Raw genomic sequence first — 17772 nt, 5'->3', positions numbered from 1 at the left:
GGACTTTTCGGAGGTGTCACACACCTCACCCCAACCCTCTCCTTCCAGGAGAGGCAGCCCGTCGCGCTCGCTCGTTACCGTCCTCCTCCTCGCAACAACCCTCTCCGGCTGCATGGTCGGGCCCGACTACTCGCGCCCGTCCGTGGAGACGCCTCTGGCGTTCAAGCAGGGGGGGATGCGCGAGGACAGCGTGGCCCATGTGGCCACGCGGAAGGGGTGGCGCGCGGTGCAGCCCAATGACGGGGCCGAGCGCGGCGATTGGTGGCGCGTGTTCCGCGACCCCGCCCTCGACCGGCTGATCCGCCTCGTCGACGTGGACAACCAGAACCTGCGCGTCTCCCTGGCCTCCTACGACCAGGCGCGCGGCCTCGTCGCCCAGGCGCGCTCGTCGCTCTACCCCACGGTCATCGGCGCGCCGACGATCACGCGCTCGCGGACCCTCGGCACCGAGCGCACCTCGGTCTCGCTCCAGGCCCAGGCCTCGTGGGAGCTCGACCTGTTCGGCCGCATCCGGCGCAACATCGAGAGCGAGGTGGCCAACGCCCAGGCCAGCGCGGCGGACCTGGCGGCCGTGCGCCTCGCGATCCAGTCCGAGGTCGCCACGAACTATTACAGCCTGCGCTACCAGGATTCCCTGCAGCGCCTGCTCGACGAGACGGTGGTGGCCTACAAGAAGAGCCTCGCCATCACCGAGAACCAGTACAATGCCGGCGTGGCGGCCCGGTCCGACGTGATCACGGCGCAGACGCAGGTGCAGTCGACCCAGGCCCAGGCCATCGCGGTGGGCCTGCAGCGGGCGACCTTCGAACACGCCATCGCGACGCTGATCGGGCGTCCGCCCTCCGAACTGTCCCTGCCGAAGGGAAGCCTGCCCAAGGCGCCGCCGGCGGTTCCGGTGGGCATCCCCTCCGCCCTGCTGGAGCGGCGGCCGGACATCGCGCAGGCCGAACGCAGCGTCCAGTCCCAGAGCGAGCAGATCGGCGTCGCCGTGGCGGCCTTCTACCCGACCCTCGTCCTGTCGGGCTCCGGCGGCGTCTCGGGCCTGACCAGCAACGGCGTGTTCTCTGCGGCCAACCAGGTCTGGTCGGTGGCCGCGGCCGGCAGCGAGACGCTCCTCGACGGCGGCGCCCGCACCGCCGCCGTGCAGATCGCCCGCGCCGCCTACGACGCCACGGTGGCGACCTACCGCCAGACCGTGCTCACCGCCTTCGCCGAGGTGGAGAACGGGCTCGCCGGCGTGCGCATCCTCGCCCGCCAGCAGGCGGCGCAGGAGGAGGCCGTGGCCTCCGCCCGTCGGGCGGTGGAGATCACCCTCAACGAGTACCGCGCCGGCACGCAGAACTTCACCACGGTCATCACCGCCCAGGCGCTGGAACTGAACAACGAGGTGACCGCGCTGCAGGTGCGGCTCAACCGCTTCACCACGGCGGTGACCCTCATCCGGGCGCTGGGCGGCGGCTGGGACGTGCGCAGCCTGCCGACCCCCGACGAACTCAAGGGCGACCGCCTGCCGATCGACCGGGGACAGGCGGTCCGCACGGACGAGTGATCGCTGCCTTGCACCCTGGATCGGAACGGCGCAGGGCATCGGCGGTTTGACCGCCGTCGATGCCCGGAGTGCCCTTCCCATGACCCTTCCCGATGCCCCCACGAGCGACGGCAAGCAGCGCCGCGCCAACGACGAGGTCAGGACGGCGCCGGCCTGCACCCTCGTCATCTTCGGGGCAGCCGGCGACCTGACGAAGCGCCTGCTGATGCCGGCCCTCTACAACCTCGCCTCGGACGGCCTGCTCGCGGAGGGGCTGACGATCGTCGGCATCGACCATAACGACCGCACCAGCGAGCAATGGCGCGACGACCTCTCGCAGACCATGCAGTCCTTCACCCAGGACCGGACCTCCGAATTCCATCCGGACTCCATCGATCCCGGCTATTGGGGCTTCGTCCGTGAGCGCCTGACCTTCACCAAGGGGGATTTCGAGGCGGCGGAGACCTATCGGCGGCTCGCGCAGAACATCGGCGGCAACGCGATCTTCTATCTGGCCGTGTCCGCGCGCTTCTTCGGCCCGGTGGTGGACCATCTCGGTGCCGCGGGCCTGCTGAAGGAAGGCGAGGGCGCCTTCCGCCGCGTGGTCATCGAGAAGCCCTTCGGCACCGATCTCGCCTCGGCGCGCGCCCTCAACGCCCGCATCCTGGACCAGGCCGCCGAGGCCCAAGTGTTCCGCATCGATCACTTCCTCGGCAAGGAGACGGTGCAGAGCATTCTGGCGCTGCGCTTCGCCAACGCCATGCTGGAGCCGATCTGGAACGCCGACCACATCGACCACGTGCAGATCACCGCCGCCGAGACCATCGGCGTCGAGCAGCGCGGCGGCTTCTACGAGCCCACCGGCGCTCTGCGCGACATGGTGCCGAACCACCTCTTCCAGCTCCTGTCCATGGTGGCGATGGAGCCCCCCGGCAGCTTCGATGCGGAGGACATCCGCACCGAGAAGGCGCGGATCCTGGAGGCCGTGCGGCCGGCGACGCCGGACCTTGCGGTGCGCGGCCAGTACGCGCCCGGCGAGGAGCAGGGCCATGCCGTGCGGGGCTACCGCGAGGAGGCCGACGTCGCGTCGGATTCCCGCACCGAGACCTACGCCGCCCTGACGCTCACCATCGACAACCCGCGTTGGAATGGCGTGCCGTTCTACCTGCGCACGGGCAAGCGCCTGGCGGGGCGCCTCACCGAGATCGCCGTGCACTTCAAGCCGCCGAGCCACGGCCTGTTCGCGGGCACCGCTCTCGCGCCGAACGTCATGCGCCTGCATATCGACCCCGAACAGGGATTGAGCACCCAGTGGAACGCCAAGCGACCGGGGCCGGACATGCGCCTCGGCGCGGTCACCTCCTCGGTGCGGTTCGGCGATTTCTTCGCCCAGGCGCCGAGCGTCGGCTACGAGACCCTGATCTACGACTGCATGGTCGGCGACCCGACCCTGTTCCAGCGGGCCGACGCCATCGAGGCGGGCTGGGCCGCCGTCGATCCCCTCATCCAGGCCTGGAGGGATGCCCCGGTGGAGACCTATGGGGCGGGCAGCGACGGACCGGCGGGGGCGGATGCCCTGCTCGCCCGCGACGGGCGGGCCTGGCTTCCCCTCGTGGAGGGGATCCTGGATCCACCCATCCGCTCGACGGCTGCTCCCTCCATCCAAGAAGGTTCGCCATGAGGCGCCGCGGACTCCCTCTCCTGAAAGGAGAGGGGACCCGTGCTGCCCGCGAGATGTGAGAACATCGTAGCGCGGAGGGGTGAGGCCCGCGCGTCAGGCGGGTTCGGCGTCGATGCGCCGGGATCTGCGGATGGGTGCCAGAGTGCGCAGGGCATCGTGGTGGAGGAGAAGGACGCCGGTGGCGCCGGACAGCCTGCGCGCGGCGGGGGTGAAGCCGGCATTGGAGACGACGGCCGCCATATCCGCCTGCCAATAGCGCGCCGCCGCCGAGGCCTCCTGCACCGCTGCGTTGCCCACGGGCTTCGTGTAGCGCTTGCACTGGAGGACGAGGCGAATCCCAGAGCGCTCGGCGACCACGTCGGCTCCCTGGTCGCCGCTGGCCTTCGTCGGTCGCGCCGACCAGCCCGCCTCGCGCAGGGCCTCGGCGCAGAAGCGCTCATAGGCGATGCCGTCCTCCGGCGCCTCGTCCTCGTCCGGCAGATCGACGGACAGGGCGACATCCTCGATGATGTCGAGGACCACGGACCAGCGGGTATCGGCGAGGTCGGTGAAGCCCCTTGCGTCGAGATGAGGCAGGATCGTCCGCTCGGCGAAGTAATCCCGCTCGCGCAGCCAGCCGTCGTCGATCCGGTTGCCGTAGGCATCCTCGAAACATTCCTGGCGGCGGCGCAGGGCAAGGGTCTCGGCATGGGCGCGCGCGAGCCGGCGGACCGTTCTCCGGAAGCGGCGGGGCCTGTCGAGGCGATGCAGCAGGATCAGGCAGAGGCAGAGGCCGGTGGCAGCCAGGGCGGGTGGACCGAACCAGAAGGCGAAGCCGCCGCCGACGATCGTGGTCCAGAACAGGCGCGCCACGAGGCTCGATCGACCGGACATGCGCATCCCTTCCTGCTTTCGGCGCGTCCGCATCGGCCGCCTGCCTCATCCGCAGAATGCAGGGAGGGCCTTGCGACCGGCCTAACGGCGCGGTGGCGACAGGCTGCCGGAGGGGGCGTCATCGTCTCGCGGCATGAAAGAGGACGGGGCGTCCTCAGTCTCTCTCAAGAAGATCCGGTGTGATCCCCGGTTCGATCGGGCACGGATCTTGTCATGCTGTGGACGTTCGACGGACATCATGTCCCGATCCCGGCATCGCTTCTCGAGCCTGCTGGATAGGAATGAGTCTCATTCAAATGTATCGTGGAAACAGGTTCGATTTTTTTGATAAACGGACCAATTGCCACGTGTATGGCTGGTTGTCGTGACGAACTGAACAGTCACCAGCTCCACAACTCTCCTGTGGATAGGTTTGCGGCCGTGGGCTGTTTCGCCGCGACGGTGCTCCGGGCACCTTCGTCCGATGCCTGTCCGTGGAGGTCTCGATCGTCGCGAGACATGTCGAGCAGCCTCGGATCGATGATCGAACGAGAATGGGTCATCCCATCCCCTCGTCACACGCTCTGCTTCGCCTTCACTAAGCAGGTTCGCGTAGGCAAGCCTACGCTTCACCTCGCTTTGGCTCTCGAAGTATCGCAGGTTTCAGGACGCAAAACCGGTGACCACTTTTGCGAAACCTGCTTAGGGTTGGACGAAGCGCCCGGGAAACCGGACCGTGTCCTGGTGGCTCTGCCCTGGCCGTCGCCTCGCACCTCGAAGTCCCGCACCTCGAAGTCCTGTACCTCGAAGTCCCGCACCTCGGGGTGAGGATGCGCCTCGGCGAAGCGAGCCACACACTCGTCAGGCTCAGGAGGCGCTGGTGGCCGTGCGAGGGCGGCGGCCACGCGGCGCGGGTGTCGGCGGTGCCTCCACGACGGGTGCCTTCATCCGGGATTTTCTGCGTTGTTGGCCGAGACCCATGTTCTTCGCCAGTTCCGACCGTGCGGCCGCATAGTTCGGTGCCACCATCGGATAGTCGCTCGGAAGGCTCCACTTCGCCCGATACTCTTCCGGCGTCATGGAATAGCGCGTCCGAAGGTGGCGCTTCAGGGATTTGAACTTCTTGCCGTCTTCGAGGCAGATGACGAAGTCCGGCGTGATCGAGCGCTTGATCGACACGGCCGGTGTCAACGGCTCAGCCTTCTCCGGGGTCTTCGCCGTCGTCAGGCTTCCCAGAGTCGCATGAACCGATGCGATGAGGGCTGGGATATCCGAAACGGGCACGGAATTGTTGCTGACGAACGCCGAGACGATATCCGCCGTAAGCTCAATGTAATCCGCCACGAAGTCGTTTTCGATTTCCACGCTCACCCCCGAAAGTAGGACGGCCTTGGACCGCAGCGAGGCGCCGATCGAGTCCGGCCAAAAGGTCTTGCCATCAGCTTGGATTGACTAGGCAGTTAGTATGATAGCCATTAACAAAGCGCAAGTGGCTTTGGCAAGACCAGGGTAACCGAAACAATTTGAGCGAAGCTTCAGGTGTGCTGCGGGAGCTTTCGGCATCTGAGAAACGGCCGATGGTCGTGGCATGAGAGGGGATTTTCTAGCTCCCTAGGCCTGAAAAAAAATACAACTGAACAGAGAATACAAAAGTTATTTGTGGAATCGGAACCTTTATGCTGGTTGGTGAACTTTTTTAGCTCACCCTCGCAACTTCAGATGTGCGAAGCGGTAAAAAACTACACACGGCAGCGGCTAATCCTTGCGGCGCGTGACGCGGCCGGCGGGGTGGCCGAACGCCTGCGCCGGGAAGAATTTTTTTGGGAAATCCGCCGACGGGAGGCCGCTCACGGCCTCCGAGGGCGCGTGCCGAGCAACCTCTACGTAATCATCGCGGACCGAGCCATCGGGACGAAGGGGCGACCTCAAGGCGTTTCTGCCCGGCTTCGTGGCCCATAGTTTTCGAAGCGCCTGATCGTTCGCGCGATCTCGGCGTCGGACAGTATGACCGGCTTCCCTACCTGCAGGGCGACGGCGTATTGGCGGCACAGGGCCTCCATCTCTACCGCCAGCCACAAGGCCTTGCCGAGATTACTGCCGATCGCGATCATGCCATGGTTGGCCAGGAGGCAGCCGAGGCGGTCGTCGAGCGCGGCCACCGCCGCCACCGACAACTCCTCCGTTCCATAGGGAGCATAGGGCGCGCAGCGTATCGTCGGGCCGCCGGCGGCGGCGATCATGTAATGGACGGCGGGGATCTCGGCTCCGCACATGGCGAAGGCGGTGCAATAGGTCGGATGGGCATGCACCACGGCGCCGATCTCGGGCCGCTGCCGCAGGATGTCGCGATGGAAGCGCCATTCGGAGGAGGGAGCGAGGGCATGGCCGTGCTCCCCCTCCATGCTCATCGGCACGATGTCCTCCGGGCGCAGCGCATCGGCCGGGATGCCGGAGGGTGTCATGAGAAAGCCGTCGCGGACGCGTACCGAGACGTTCCCGGCGGTGCCCTGGCTCAGGCCCAGGGTAATGAGGGAGCGCATCGCCTCGACGATCGCGCAGGAAATCTCGTAAGCTGTGGGTTCTGACATGTGGTTCCCCCGGTCGAGAGTGATCCGCGCCCTATACCTTGCCGTCCGGCGCGATGTCGCACGCCGTCTCCCCGGTCTGATCGAAGGTCACGCCAGTCCATGAGCACCTATCGCTTCGAGGCGTTGCTCGCCCCGCGGGCGATCGCGGTCGTCGGCCTCGGTCAAGGCGCACTCGGTCAAGGCGCGCTCGGCCAGGCCGTGGTCGGCAACCTGGGCAAGGCCGGGTTCGCCGGCGCCGTCCATCTCGTCGGCGAGGCGGGCCTTCCCACCCTCGACGACCTGCCCGAGACGCCGGATCTCGTGGTGATCGTGGCGGAGGCCGCTGCGGTGGAGGGCTGGGTGGAGAAGGCGGGGCTGCGGGGTGCCGCCGTGGCCGTCATCCTCACATCCGATCTGCCGGACGATCTCTGCGAGGCGGTGCGCAACCGGGCCCGGCAATGGGGCATGCGTCTCCTCGGCCCCAACAGCATGGGCCTGACCGTGCCGCGCGCGCGGCTCGACGCCAGCCTGTTCGCGGCGGCGCCGAAGGCGGGCGATCTCGCCCTGATCTCGCAATCGGGCACGGTGGCGGCGGGCATCGTCGCCTGGGCCGCGCATCGCGATGTGGGGTTCTCGGCCATCCTGTCCCTCGGCACCGCCTGCGACATCGACATCGCCGATTGCCTCGACCATTTCGCCGCCGACATCCACACCCGCGCGATCCTGCTGTCGCTGAACGTGATTCCCAACGCGCGCAAGTTCATGTCGGCGGCCCGCGCCGCGGCGCGCGCCAAGCCCGTCCTGGTGCTGCGCACAGGACGCCACGAGGCTCCCCTGCGCCATACCGTCACCCATACCGGCGCCCTCGCCCGGCCGGATGCGGTCTACGAGGCGGCGTTCCGGCGGGCGGGATTGCTGAGCGTCGACGGGCTCGACGCCATGTTCTCGGCGGTGGAGACGCTGGGCCGGCAGCGCCCCTTCCCCGGCCAGCGCCTCGCCATCCTGGGGAACGGCGAGGGCATCGGCGCGCTCGCCGCCGACAGGCTCGCGGACCGGGGCGGCACGCTGGCCGCGGCGGGGCTCGGCGGCAACCCCGCCGATCTCGGCGTCGAGGCGGATGGAAAAGCCTATGCCGACGCCCTCACGCCCCTCCTCGCCGATCCCGCCAACGACGCCGTGCTGGCCATCCACGTGCCGACCGCCCGCTCCGACAGCGCCGGCGTCGCCGCGGCCATCGCCGACACGGTGAGCGCGGCCCGGCGCAGGGGCGGACGGCGCAAGCCCGTCTTCGCGGTGACGGTGGGCGATGACGGGGAGGCCGGGGCGGTGCTCGCCGCCGCCGGCATCCCGCGCTTCGCCACGGATGCCGACGCGGTGGAAGGATTCATGCACCTCGTCCGCTACCGCGAGGCGCAGGACGACCTGATGCGCACGCCGGATTCGCTGCCGCGGGAGTTCTCACCCGACGTGGAGGCCGCCCGCGCCATCGTGGCGGCCTCCCTCGAAGCGGGGGAGACCTGGCTCGATCCCCACGCCGTGGCGGGCCTCCTGGCCGCCTACCGCATCGACAGCGTGCCGCTGACCCTCGCCCCCGACATCGACGCCGCGGCGGCGGCGGCTTGGCCCATCATCGCCGAGGGCGGCGCGGTGGCGCTGAAGGTGGTCTCGCCGGACATCGTCCACAAATCGGATGTCGGCGGGGTGCGCCTGGACCTCACCAGCGAGGCCGATGTGCGGGCCGCTGCCGCCGATATCCTCACCCGTGCCCGCCGCCAGCGGCCGGATGCGCGGATCATGGGGTTCGCGGTCCAGCCCATGGTGCGCAAGGGCAAGCGCCGCGAACTCATCGCCGGCCTCGCCGAGGATCCCGTCTTCGGTCCCGTGGTGGTGTTCGGGCGGGGCGGCGTCGCCGTGGAGGTCATCGACGACCGGGCGCTCAGCCTGCCTCCCCTCGACCTCAGGCTCGCCAGCGAACTCATCGACCGCACCCGCGTGGCGCGGCGGTTGGCTGCCTATCGCGACGTCCCGGCAGTGGACCGCAGGGCGCTCGGCCTCGTCCTCGTCAAGCTCGCGCAGCTCTCGGCCGACCTGCCGGAGGTACGCGAACTCGACATCAATCCCCTGCTGGCCGATGCTAACGGCGTGCTGGCTCTGGACGCCCGCGTGCTGGTCGGCCCCGCCCCGGAGCGGCGCGGCGGCACCCGCAATCCGCGCTTCGCCATCCGCCCCTATCCGGTGGAATGGGAGCGCAACCTCGTGCTGAAGCGCGAGAAGGTCACCGTGCGCCCGGTGCGACCGGAGGACGAGGGGCTGTTCAAGAGCTTCTTCGAACAGGTCAGCGCCGAGGATCTGCGCCTGCGCTTCTTCATGCCGGTCCGCGATTTCAGCCACGCGTTCCTGGCCCGGCTGACGCAGCTCGACTACGCCCGCGCCATCGCCTTCGTCGCCATCGACGCGGAGACGTCGTCGATGCTCGGCGCGGTTCGCCTGCATGCCGATGCCAACCACGAGAGCGGCGAATATGCCATCCTCATCCGCAGCGACCGCAAGGGCACCGGCCTCGGCTTCGCCCTGATGCAGCTGATGATCGACTGGGCGAGGGCGGAGGGGCTCCTGCGCATCGAAGGCACGGTGCTCCGGGAGAACCGCCCCATGCTGGCCGTGTGCCGCAGCCTCGGCTTTTCGGTCCATCCGGACAAGGAGGACGGCACGGTGATGAAGGTCGGGCTGACACTCGGCGAGCCGTAGACGGAGACGGGCGAGGCTCGGTGTCTCTTCTGAAACTCCTGCTGCGCCGTCGTGCCTGGAGCGACAACCGGAGCTGGCCGGGAACTGCGTGAGCGTTCTCAGTCCTTGGCTTTGTTGTTGTACAGCAGGATCCCAACGAAGATCGTGCCGATGCACCATTTGGTGAGATAGATCGCATCGAAGCTGGCATGCGGATAATTCGGGTAGAAACCCAGTCGGAACAGTTCGATCACATGCGAGAGCGGATTCCATGAATAGATCGTCCGCATGGGTTCCGGGGACAGATCGACGGTCTTGAACGCGCCGCTGAACATCATCATCGGCCGGCTCAAGAATGCGTAGATTTTGCCCCAGCCGGGAAAATACGACTGAATGCTTGAATTGATGAGCGCCATTCCTAGGGATAGGCAAGTGATAGCAAAAAGGCTGATGAGGCACATATCAGGAGACCAAGGTGCGGCCTCTCGAATTCCATAAATGTAAAGTCCAAGAAAGAAGATTGTCATCAAAATGAAATTTTGTATGACTTGAATCAGAAAACGAGACAGAAGGAAATCAAATGGCCTGACGAAGTAATACTCTGCCGCCCGCGACTTCAGGCTACGAACGCCGCGAGCACAGCGCCGGAAGACATAGAACGGGAATACGCCGGTTCCCATGAAGAGAAGTACCGACGGGCCAAAAGGAGGCTCCTTTCCAAAGAGATAGATTCGCAATCCTGCTACGGTCGCGATGACGACGATCGGTTCGATGAACAGCAGAATGCCGATGGCCGGATGGAAGTTGCGAAAGCGAACTCCGAAATCACGGACGATCAACGACGTCATGATCGTCAGCCACGGTCGTGCCCTCTGCTTCGAGATAGCGGCCGGAAGGACGATCGAGGAATTTGCCATCGTTCAGTCGCGATCCAAGGATGTCGGGTGACGCGGAGTGGCGGGTTACGGGACCGGCACCTCGTGACGGGTGTTGCCTCGTCACGAGACCGGAATGTTGTCCGAGGCCGCGCCGGCGGTCATGCCGATCGAAGGCCGGGCTCGCTCAGGCGCGGCTGTTCACGATCGAGCGCACGGCGAGCAGGCCGATGAACCAGATCGCTGCCAGGATGAAAGCTCCGAGCGCCATCGACAGGAAGACGCGCGGGCCGCCCGCGCTTTCGGGCAGGGCCGGGCGAACGTAGGGCGTGAGATAGAGATGCTGGGCAGCCGCGCTGGCCCGTGCACGGTCGAGGGATTGCAGGGAGGTGAGCAGGATCGCCTGCGCATATTGCCGGTCCATGTCGAGGGCCTCGAACCGGGCGACGACGCCGGCCAGGACGTTGCGGCCGGAGCGGCTGCCCGAAACCTCGCGCTCCACGGAGGCCAGCTGCTCGCGCGCGGCCTGGACGCGGGACTTGAGGGCCAGGACCGACGGCGCCGACTCGCTGAGGTTCTGCCTCCGGATCGTGTCGTAATCGGCCTCCAGCTGCGACACCGATCCGCGCAAGGTACCGATGAGCTGGGTATTGCCCGTAACGACGCTCGGCATCGGATCGATCACCCCTTCCTTCTCACGGAACTCGGCCATGGCGGCGCGGGCCTTGTCGAGGCTGGCCTTGGCCCGGACGACCTCCTGCTCGGCGAACTTGACGGCATCCTCCTCGGCGCGCTTGGCGATCTTGTTGACGAGGTTCTCCGACAAGGTGACGAGCTGGCTGGCGATGGTCAGGGCATCGTCGGGCCGGAACGCCTTGATCTCCACGGAGGCGAGCCCGGTGAGCGGGTCGTAATTCGCCCAGACCATCTTGTTCCAGTATCGCACCAAGTGCTCCGTCGATCGGCCCCTGTCGAACCGGTTCGGCCAATCGATCTCGGGACGGCTGTAGATCTCGCGGATGTTGACGGTCTGGGACAGCTCGTCGACCACCTGACGGCTCTTGAGATAATCGATCACGACGAAGTTCTGCGCGGTGCCGCCGCTGACCGCCCCGCCGTGGCCGCCCATGGCGCTGGCGACCGCCGCTGCGGCCGTGCCCCCGCTGCTCCCTCCGCCGAGGGGGCCGGCCGACGGCGTCACCTCGGTCACGGAGAAGCGGAATTCGGCGAAGTATTGCGGCGTGGCGAGGAACAGGAAATACAGCCCGAGCAGGCACAGCGGCAGGAGCACGACGAGGCCGAAGCTGATCAGCGTGCGGCTCCAGCTATGATCGGGCTGCGGCAGGGGGACGAGGGAAAACGTCTCGTCTTCCGCGGCATCGAGCGCCAGCTCCCGCTTGGCTTCGTCGTCCCGCCGGGGGACCAGCTCGCGGTCGTCGTTCACCGCCAGTTCGCTGGCCCGGGCCCGCTCTTCCTTGGCCACGGCTTCCTTGGACTCGAGCGCGGTGGCCCTCGCGGTCGGCAGGCGCGTGATGTTGTTGGGCGCTGAGCTCATGCGTCGCGGGGCCTGTCACCGAAATTCCGTCGCCCGCGACAGTAGGAGATTTCCCGGCCCTTTTATGGCAACGCAGCACGGATGTGACAGGTGTGGCTTTCCAGTCACCGACAGGAACGCCCACAATGTTCGTCGACGAAGCGGGCTGAGTGCGGCAGTCATCCGCAATGGTTCACCAGAACAACCGGATCTCGCCTGCGCTCTTTGCGGTCCCATGTCCCGGCGCCATTCGCCACGAGCCGCGTTCACACTTTCGTGAAGGGCTCGAGTGCTTCGGTACCGCTCGCGACGTCGATCCGTGACGCACGGCCTGCTTCGTCGGATGCGGCGATCCTGAACGAACGCTCGTGCCTACGGGTAGCCGTAGCGCGATTTGGCGGCGGCGAGCAGGCCGATGGCCTCACGCTCCCGCCCGGCGCTGCAGGCCTCGGAGGCGTGCGCGAGGTCGGCCGAGAACCGTGCGCCCACCGGCGCGTTCAGGTTGCCGGTCGCCACGTCGCTGTCCACCACGGCCTGGGTGCGGGCGATGCTCGGACCGCAGCCGGAGCCTGCCGGCAACGGGGCCGAGGCGGGGGCGGCAGCGACCGGGGCGGCGGTCGGTGCCATGACCGTTTTCGGGGAAGGGCCGGACCCGGTGCAGGCTCCGAGCCCTGCGGCGAGGCAAGGGACCAGTAGGAGGCGGGTGACGAGCATCAGGCTGGCCCGTTGCGGCGGCACGACGTTCCTGGTCACGAGGGCTCTCCTTCACGCTCCGGCGCGACGGCCGGCACGGCATGGACGCCGCGCCGGGTTCTTGCCTTCACGCGAGGGGCCGGTCAATCGCCGGTATCGGGTCTCCGGCGACGATCCCGGGCCCGTGTCAGCGCCTCACTTTGAGCGCGAGCGCCTCACTTGGCCTTCCCGGCGATGGCCGCGAGGCCGGACTCGTAGATCCCTGTAATGGCATCGGTCGCCACCGTGTCCGGGACGCCCTTGGCCTTGAAGGTCCCCGTCCACGTCACCGTCGATCCTGAGCCTTTCGGGGTCACCGCGAGGGTGGAGGAATAGTCGGAGACCGGCAGCGGGCTCTCGACGATGGCGTAGGTGTAGCTCATCGCCGCGTCGTCGCGCGCCGTCTGCGATTCGACGATGGCGCCGCCGCCCTTGAGGCTGAGAGTGCGCAGCATCGTGCCGCCCTTGGTCGAGGGCTCGCATTTGGCGATGGCCGGGTGCCAATTGCCGATGCCACAGAAATCGCCGATCGTCGACCAGACCTTGGCCGGGGGAGCCGCGATATCGATGGTCTTGGTGAGGTCGATGGCATAGCCGGGGGCGGTGCCGGCAAACAGAACGAGGCCGGGCAGCACGATTCGACGCAGGAAAGTGCGCGACATGGACGGGTGTTTCCTTCCGATATTGTTATGTCGGCGCGGTACGGGGTGCGCGCCGTGCCGTTGAACGGACGATTGTCAAGCTAGTCGCGAACCGGCACGCGACAATGGCCGGGATCCTGCCCACGGAGATTTGATGGACGACGGCGCGTGCCGGACGATCCTTGTCAACGCGTGCGTCGAGGGGTACGAAGCCGCTCGGTCGCATCATTCGCGCGCCCGCTACGCCATTCGGGAGAGACGAGCCTTGGCCAGCGCCGGCTCCACGCAGGGAACCGCCGACATCGCCTTCACGGCGGTGCGCGGTCATGCGCGTCCCCGGGCGCTCCTCGCCGGCCTTCTCCTCCTTATCCGCCCCTGAGGGCCGTCCGGGCGCGTGCGCCTGGGCTCTCAGGGGATCGTTTCGCGACCGGGGCTCCCGATGGGCCTCGTCGAGCCGATCGATGGATCAAGGCGCCGCGTCCCTCAGCGACCGCGCCTCCGACAGGACGACACGCCATGACCGACATCACCGCCCAGCCCAACGCCTCCCCGAAGGACCGGGTCCTCATCTTCGACACCACCCTGCGCGACGGCGAGCAATGCCCGGGCGCCACCATGACCCTCGACGAGAAGCTGGCGGTGGCCGAACTCCTCGACACGATGGGCGTCGACATCATCGAGGCGGGCTTCCCCATCGCCTCGATCGGTGATTTCGAGGCCGTCTCCGAGATCGCCCGCCGCTCGAAGCGGGCCACCATCGCCGGCCTCGCCCGCGCCATCCCCGCCGACATCGCGCGGGCCGGGGAGGCCGTGCGCCTCGCCCGGCGGGGGCGCATCCACACCTTCGTCTCGACCTCGCCGATCCACCTCGCCCACCAGATGCGCAAGTCCCAGGACGAGGTGGTCGAGATCATCCTCAAGACCGTGGCCCAGGCCCGCGACCTCGTGGAGGACGTGGAATGGTCGGCCATGGACGCGACGCGCACGCCGATCGACTATCTGTGCCGCTGCGTCGAGGCCGCGATCCGGGCCGGCGCGACGACGATCAACCTGCCCGATACGGTGGGCTACGCCACGCCGGACGAATATCGCAGCATGTTCCGCCAGGTGCGCGAGCGGGTGCCGAATTCCGACAAGGCGATCTTCTCGGTGCATTGCCACGACGATCTCGGTCTGGCCATCGCCAACTCCCTGGCCGGCGTGGAAGGCGGCGCCCGGCAGGTGGAGTGCACGGTGAACGGGATCGGCGAGCGCGCCGGCAACGCGGCCCTGGAGGAGATCGTCATGGCGATCCGCACCCGCGGCGACGTGATGCCCTACGAGACCGGCATCGAGACCACGATGCTCACCCGCGCCTCGAAGCTCGTCTCCCACGCGACGAACTTCCCCGTGCAGTACAACAAGGCCATCGTCGGCCGGAATGCCTTCGCGCACGAGAGCGGCATCCATCAGGACGGGATGCTCAAGCATACCGAGACCTACGAGATCATGACGCCCGCTTCCGTCGGTGTCGCCAAGACCTCCCTGGTGATGGGCAAGCATTCGGGCCGCGCCGCCTTCCGCTCTAAGCTGGAGGAGCTCGGCCTGCATCTCGCCGACAACCAGCTGCAGGACGTGTTCGACCGGTTCAAGGCGCTGGCCGACCGCAAGAAGCACGTCTACGACGAGGATATCGAGGCCCTGGTCGACCAGGGCCTCGCCACGGCGCATGACCGAATCCGCCTCGTCTCGCTCTCGGTCATCGCCGGTACGCGCGGGCCACAGCGCGCCACGATGAAGCTCGCCATCGACGACCGCATCGTCACCGAGGAGGCCGATGGCAACGGCCCGGTGGACGCCGTGTTCAACGCGATCCAGGCCCTGGTCCCGCACGAGGCGCAGCTCGAACTCTACAAGGTCGACGCCGTGACGCAGGGCACCGACGCCCAGGCCGAGGTCTCCGTCCGCCTCAAGGCCGGCGACCGCAGCGTAACGGCGCGGGGCGCCGACCCCGACACGCTGGTGGCCTCGGCCCGCGCCTATCTCTCCGCCCTGAACAAGCTCTCGGCCACGGCCGTGCGCCTGCACGCCCAGCACGCCGCATCGGTTTAGCCAGGAAAATAAGGCCCCGGGGGTGGACAGCCTCCGGGGCCTTTGCTATCAGCCCCCTCGTCGCAGCGGGTTTGGTGGCTGCCGCGACTGCCGCAAGGCAATGGGTGCATAGCTCAGTTGGTAGAGCAGCTGACTCTTAATCAGCGGGTCCAAGGTTCGAACCCTTGTGCACCCACCAATATATTCAATGACTTAGTCGATGGTTGCTAGCTGCCTTAAATTTCCTAGCGACCATATAGCTACCACTTCGCTGTAGAGGTACTCGCCTGTTTCGAGGCTGGCTCTGAGCGGACTGAAGCGCCTAAGGGCGGCGAGTTCGTAACACTCTCCAGTTTTTTCGAGTTGGGTCGATCCTAGCTGAGTCGGATGAGTTTGAATGGCAGGCCGCTTCATGAAGCAGGCGGCGCCGTTGGATTTGCATGGCTACCTTCTTCACCTCAGATACACATTTTGGGGACGCTCACATTCTGCGTCAGCGAGGAGCGGTTTTCGGCTCACTCGAGGAACACGACGCGGCTCTGATCCAGGGTTGGAACGACGTCGTCGGTGCTGATGACGAAGTCTGGCATCTCGGCGATTTTGCAGCTGATGCGAGCCGGGCGCGCTGCGCGGAGATCTTTGAGGCCCTAAGAGGCCGAAAGCGGCTGATCCGAGGAAATCACGACACCAATCGCATCCTCGAATTACCGTGGCGCAAGCCGCCGCAGGAGAGTGCGCGGATCACTGTAAGCGATGCCGCTGGCGCGGAATGGCGGCTGTTTCTTGCTCACTATGCGCATCGAGCCTGGCCCGGCCTGTGGCGCGGGACGCGGCACCTTTATGGCCACACGCATGGATCGCTGCCTGACACCCGCTTCTCATGCGATGTTGGCGTTGATGCCTGGGGCTACCGACCCGTAGGTGTCGCCGAACTCATAGCCCGCCAAAACCATGCTCACGCTGTCCCAGAAGAGCTTCAACGGCAGAATGATACTCGGACAGCATGATGAGTGCCGACGCTTGATACCGCGAGTGCGTAGCAGCCTGATGGATCGGCTCGACGATAGGAAGGGGCTTTGCGAATGCCCATTAGCAGGAAGGATCTGGCGGACGCTGGCTCGCCGGAGGCGCTTGTCAAACGCATCCTAAAGGCCGAGCCAAACCTTTCGGTGCCCGTGCCGATCCAAGAGCTATGCGTGAGCCTCGGTATCGTAAAAACTGAGGACTTCGACACTGACGAGTTCGAGGGCGGCCTCGTCACCGATGCCAAACGGTCCGAAGGAACCATCTTCGCGAAGCGCGGGGGCGAACCGCGTCGCCGCTTCACCATCGCGCATGAACTCGGCCACTTCCTGATGGCGCACCACGTCCCAGATCAGCCCGGCCGGTTCCTGTGCAAGAGTTCTGACCTACTGCGCGTGCAAGCGAAGGAGGGCGACCAGCGGCAGCGCAGGGAGGTCGAGGCCAACCGCTTCGCCGCTCTCGTGCTGATGCCCCCACATCTGCTGCGAGGGGCCATGACTGCCTTTCGCGAGCCCGATCTGCAGCACGTTCTTACGCTCGCACGCGACTTCGCGGTCGGTAAGGAGACGGCGGCTCGGGCCTACGTTCAGTACCACCCCGAGCGGATCGCCATCATCGTGGCGGGCAATGGCCGGGTGCAGCGGTGCTACCGCAGCCTCTCCTTTCCAACCATCATCTGCGGGGTTGGCAGCCCGGTCCCGACACGCTCGCGCTATCAAAGCAGTTCGCATCGGCCGAACATCGCGGGCGACATCGCCGCGTGCAGTCCCGATCTTTGGATTGATGTGAAGCGCGACCTCCGCGCGCCGGCCCTCTACGAGCAGGTGTATCTCCAGCAGAACGGCTTCGCGATGATCCTGCTGCGTCTGGAACCTGTCCCAGAGGAAAGCACAGAGGAGCGCAAGCTAGAGGAGGGCTGGCGCTACCGATTCCACTCGGGGCGACGGTAGCTGAGACCCATGCAGGGCCGGATTGGGCGGGGCGCTGGTTTCTGGCGATCCCGCGTGGCTTAAGCGGCCTCTGGTGGACGAGCGTCTATTTGGACCACATCGGGTGCGAGAAGGTCTTCCAGGAGCAAGTCTCTTTGGTCGCCCCGCGCAAGGTTCTCAATGCCGCCTTTGAGTTCGCCCGCTGCGGCGACACACTATTGGTCACCAAGCTCGACAGGCTCGCCCGCTCTGTCACCCATCTCGGCAACATCATCGCCATGCTTGAGGACAAGGGCGTCGCGTTGCGCATTGTGAACCTCGGGGTGGATACTGCCACGCCCATCGGTAAGCTCATGCTCAACGTCCTGGGAGGCGTGGCTCAGTTCGAGCGGGAGATGATGCTGGAGAGGCAGCGGGAGGGCATCGCCAAGGCGAAGGCGGAGGGTGCCTACAAGGGCCGCAAGCCCACCGCACGGGCCAAGGCGGAGGAGGTGAAGGCACTCGCGGCGAAGGGGCTGAGCATGGCTGTCATCGCCTTGAAGCTCGGGATCGGCAAGGGGTCGGTGCATCGAGCACTGAGTGCGAAGGGAGCGTGAGGGCTGGCTAGCATTTT

Annotated in this window: 14 protein-coding genes and 1 tRNA gene; 8 read left to right on the top strand and 7 right to left on the bottom strand. The window is 66.7% G+C overall.

Translation table 11 applies throughout. The features are described from left to right. The first annotated feature begins 13 nt into the window (after positions 1-13). Both K368_RS0104040 and zwf read left to right on the top strand, forming a co-directional pair. Entirely contained in the window at positions 14-1549 is a 1536-nt protein-coding gene (locus K368_RS0104040) for an efflux transporter outer membrane subunit (RefSeq protein ID WP_081739671.1), read from the top strand. A 79-nt stretch (positions 1550-1628) separates the two neighbouring features. Then, the gene (gene zwf, locus K368_RS23895; protein WP_051439997.1) at positions 1629-3209 is read left to right on the top strand and encodes a glucose-6-phosphate dehydrogenase; all 1581 of its coding nucleotides are present in this window, start codon (positions 1629-1631) and stop codon (positions 3207-3209) included. 93 nt (positions 3210-3302) lie between these two features. Here the strand turns inward: zwf and K368_RS0104030 are convergent, their stop codons facing one another. From K368_RS0104030 to K368_RS0104020, 3 genes are all read right to left on the bottom strand, one after another. Beyond that, entirely contained in the window at positions 3303-4082 is a 780-nt protein-coding gene (locus K368_RS0104030; protein ID WP_027171261.1) for a restriction endonuclease, read from the bottom strand. Between the two features lie 846 nt (positions 4083-4928). Beyond that, positions 4929-5426 (bottom strand): MucR family transcriptional regulator, encoded by a 498-nt coding sequence (locus K368_RS0104025; RefSeq protein WP_036265948.1) that lies wholly within the window; start codon positions 5424-5426, stop codon positions 4929-4931. A 560-nt stretch (positions 5427-5986) separates the two neighbouring features. Further along, positions 5987-6649 carry a class II aldolase/adducin family protein gene (locus tag K368_RS0104020; RefSeq protein ID WP_027171259.1) on the bottom strand — a complete coding sequence of 221 codons (663 nt, stop codon included), beginning with the start codon at positions 6647-6649 and terminating at the stop codon, positions 5987-5989. Between the two features lie 99 nt (positions 6650-6748). Here K368_RS0104020 and K368_RS0104015 point away from each other — a divergent pair, with 99 nt between their 5' ends. Then, positions 6749-9376, top strand: a complete 2628-nt coding sequence (locus K368_RS0104015; protein WP_027171258.1) for a bifunctional acetate--CoA ligase family protein/GNAT family N-acetyltransferase — start codon at positions 6749-6751, stop codon at positions 9374-9376. A 98-nt stretch (positions 9377-9474) separates the two neighbouring features. On the opposite strand, the gene K368_RS23890 is transcribed toward K368_RS0104015, so the two are convergent. The 4 genes from K368_RS23890 to K368_RS0103990 all read right to left on the bottom strand — a co-directional run bounded on the left by K368_RS23890 (position 9475) and on the right by K368_RS0103990 (position 13158). Continuing rightward, the gene (locus tag K368_RS23890) at positions 9475-10203 is read right to left on the bottom strand and encodes an ABC transporter permease (protein WP_245259494.1); all 729 of its coding nucleotides are present in this window, start codon (positions 10201-10203) and stop codon (positions 9475-9477) included. Positions 10204-10417: 214 nt separating this feature from the next. Next, the gene (locus K368_RS0104000; protein ID WP_027171256.1) at positions 10418-11785 is read right to left on the bottom strand and encodes a hypothetical protein; all 1368 of its coding nucleotides are present in this window, start codon (positions 11783-11785) and stop codon (positions 10418-10420) included. Between the two features lie 351 nt (positions 11786-12136). Then, positions 12137-12517, bottom strand: a complete 381-nt coding sequence (locus K368_RS0103995; RefSeq protein ID WP_155935009.1) for a hypothetical protein — start codon at positions 12515-12517, stop codon at positions 12137-12139. A gap of 155 nt (positions 12518-12672) precedes the next feature. Continuing rightward, complete coding sequence (locus K368_RS0103990; RefSeq protein ID WP_027171254.1) at positions 12673-13158, bottom strand: SRPBCC family protein; 486 nt, start codon at positions 13156-13158, stop codon at positions 12673-12675. Between the two features lie 495 nt (positions 13159-13653). Here K368_RS0103990 and K368_RS0103980 point away from each other — a divergent pair, with 495 nt between their 5' ends. The 5 genes from K368_RS0103980 to K368_RS23885 all read left to right on the top strand — a co-directional run bounded on the left by K368_RS0103980 (position 13654) and on the right by K368_RS23885 (position 17755). After that, positions 13654-15228: a 2-isopropylmalate synthase gene (locus K368_RS0103980; protein ID WP_027171252.1), complete on the top strand. Its 1575-nt coding sequence runs from the start codon at positions 13654-13656 to the stop codon at positions 15226-15228. A gap of 102 nt (positions 15229-15330) precedes the next feature. Beyond that, positions 15331-15406 (top strand) — tRNA-Lys (locus K368_RS0103975). A gap of 241 nt (positions 15407-15647) precedes the next feature. Continuing rightward, complete coding sequence (locus K368_RS25820; protein ID WP_027171251.1) at positions 15648-16214, top strand: metallophosphoesterase; 567 nt, start codon at positions 15648-15650, stop codon at positions 16212-16214. A 189-nt stretch (positions 16215-16403) separates the two neighbouring features. Continuing rightward, entirely contained in the window at positions 16404-17180 is a 777-nt protein-coding gene (locus K368_RS0103965; protein ID WP_245259493.1) for an ImmA/IrrE family metallo-endopeptidase, read from the top strand. Positions 17181-17269: 89 nt separating this feature from the next. Beyond that, a complete protein-coding gene (locus K368_RS23885) occupies positions 17270-17755 on the top strand; it encodes a recombinase family protein (protein ID WP_245259492.1) in 486 nt (161 codons plus the stop codon). Positions 17756-17772 lie beyond the last annotated feature (17 nt).

The organism is Methylobacterium sp. 10, assembly GCF_000519085.1.
Lineage (GTDB): Bacteria > Pseudomonadota > Alphaproteobacteria > Rhizobiales > Beijerinckiaceae > Methylobacterium.
The sequence above is the reverse complement of the archived record's forward strand: the minus strand, read 5'-3'. Positions and strand labels throughout refer to the sequence as shown.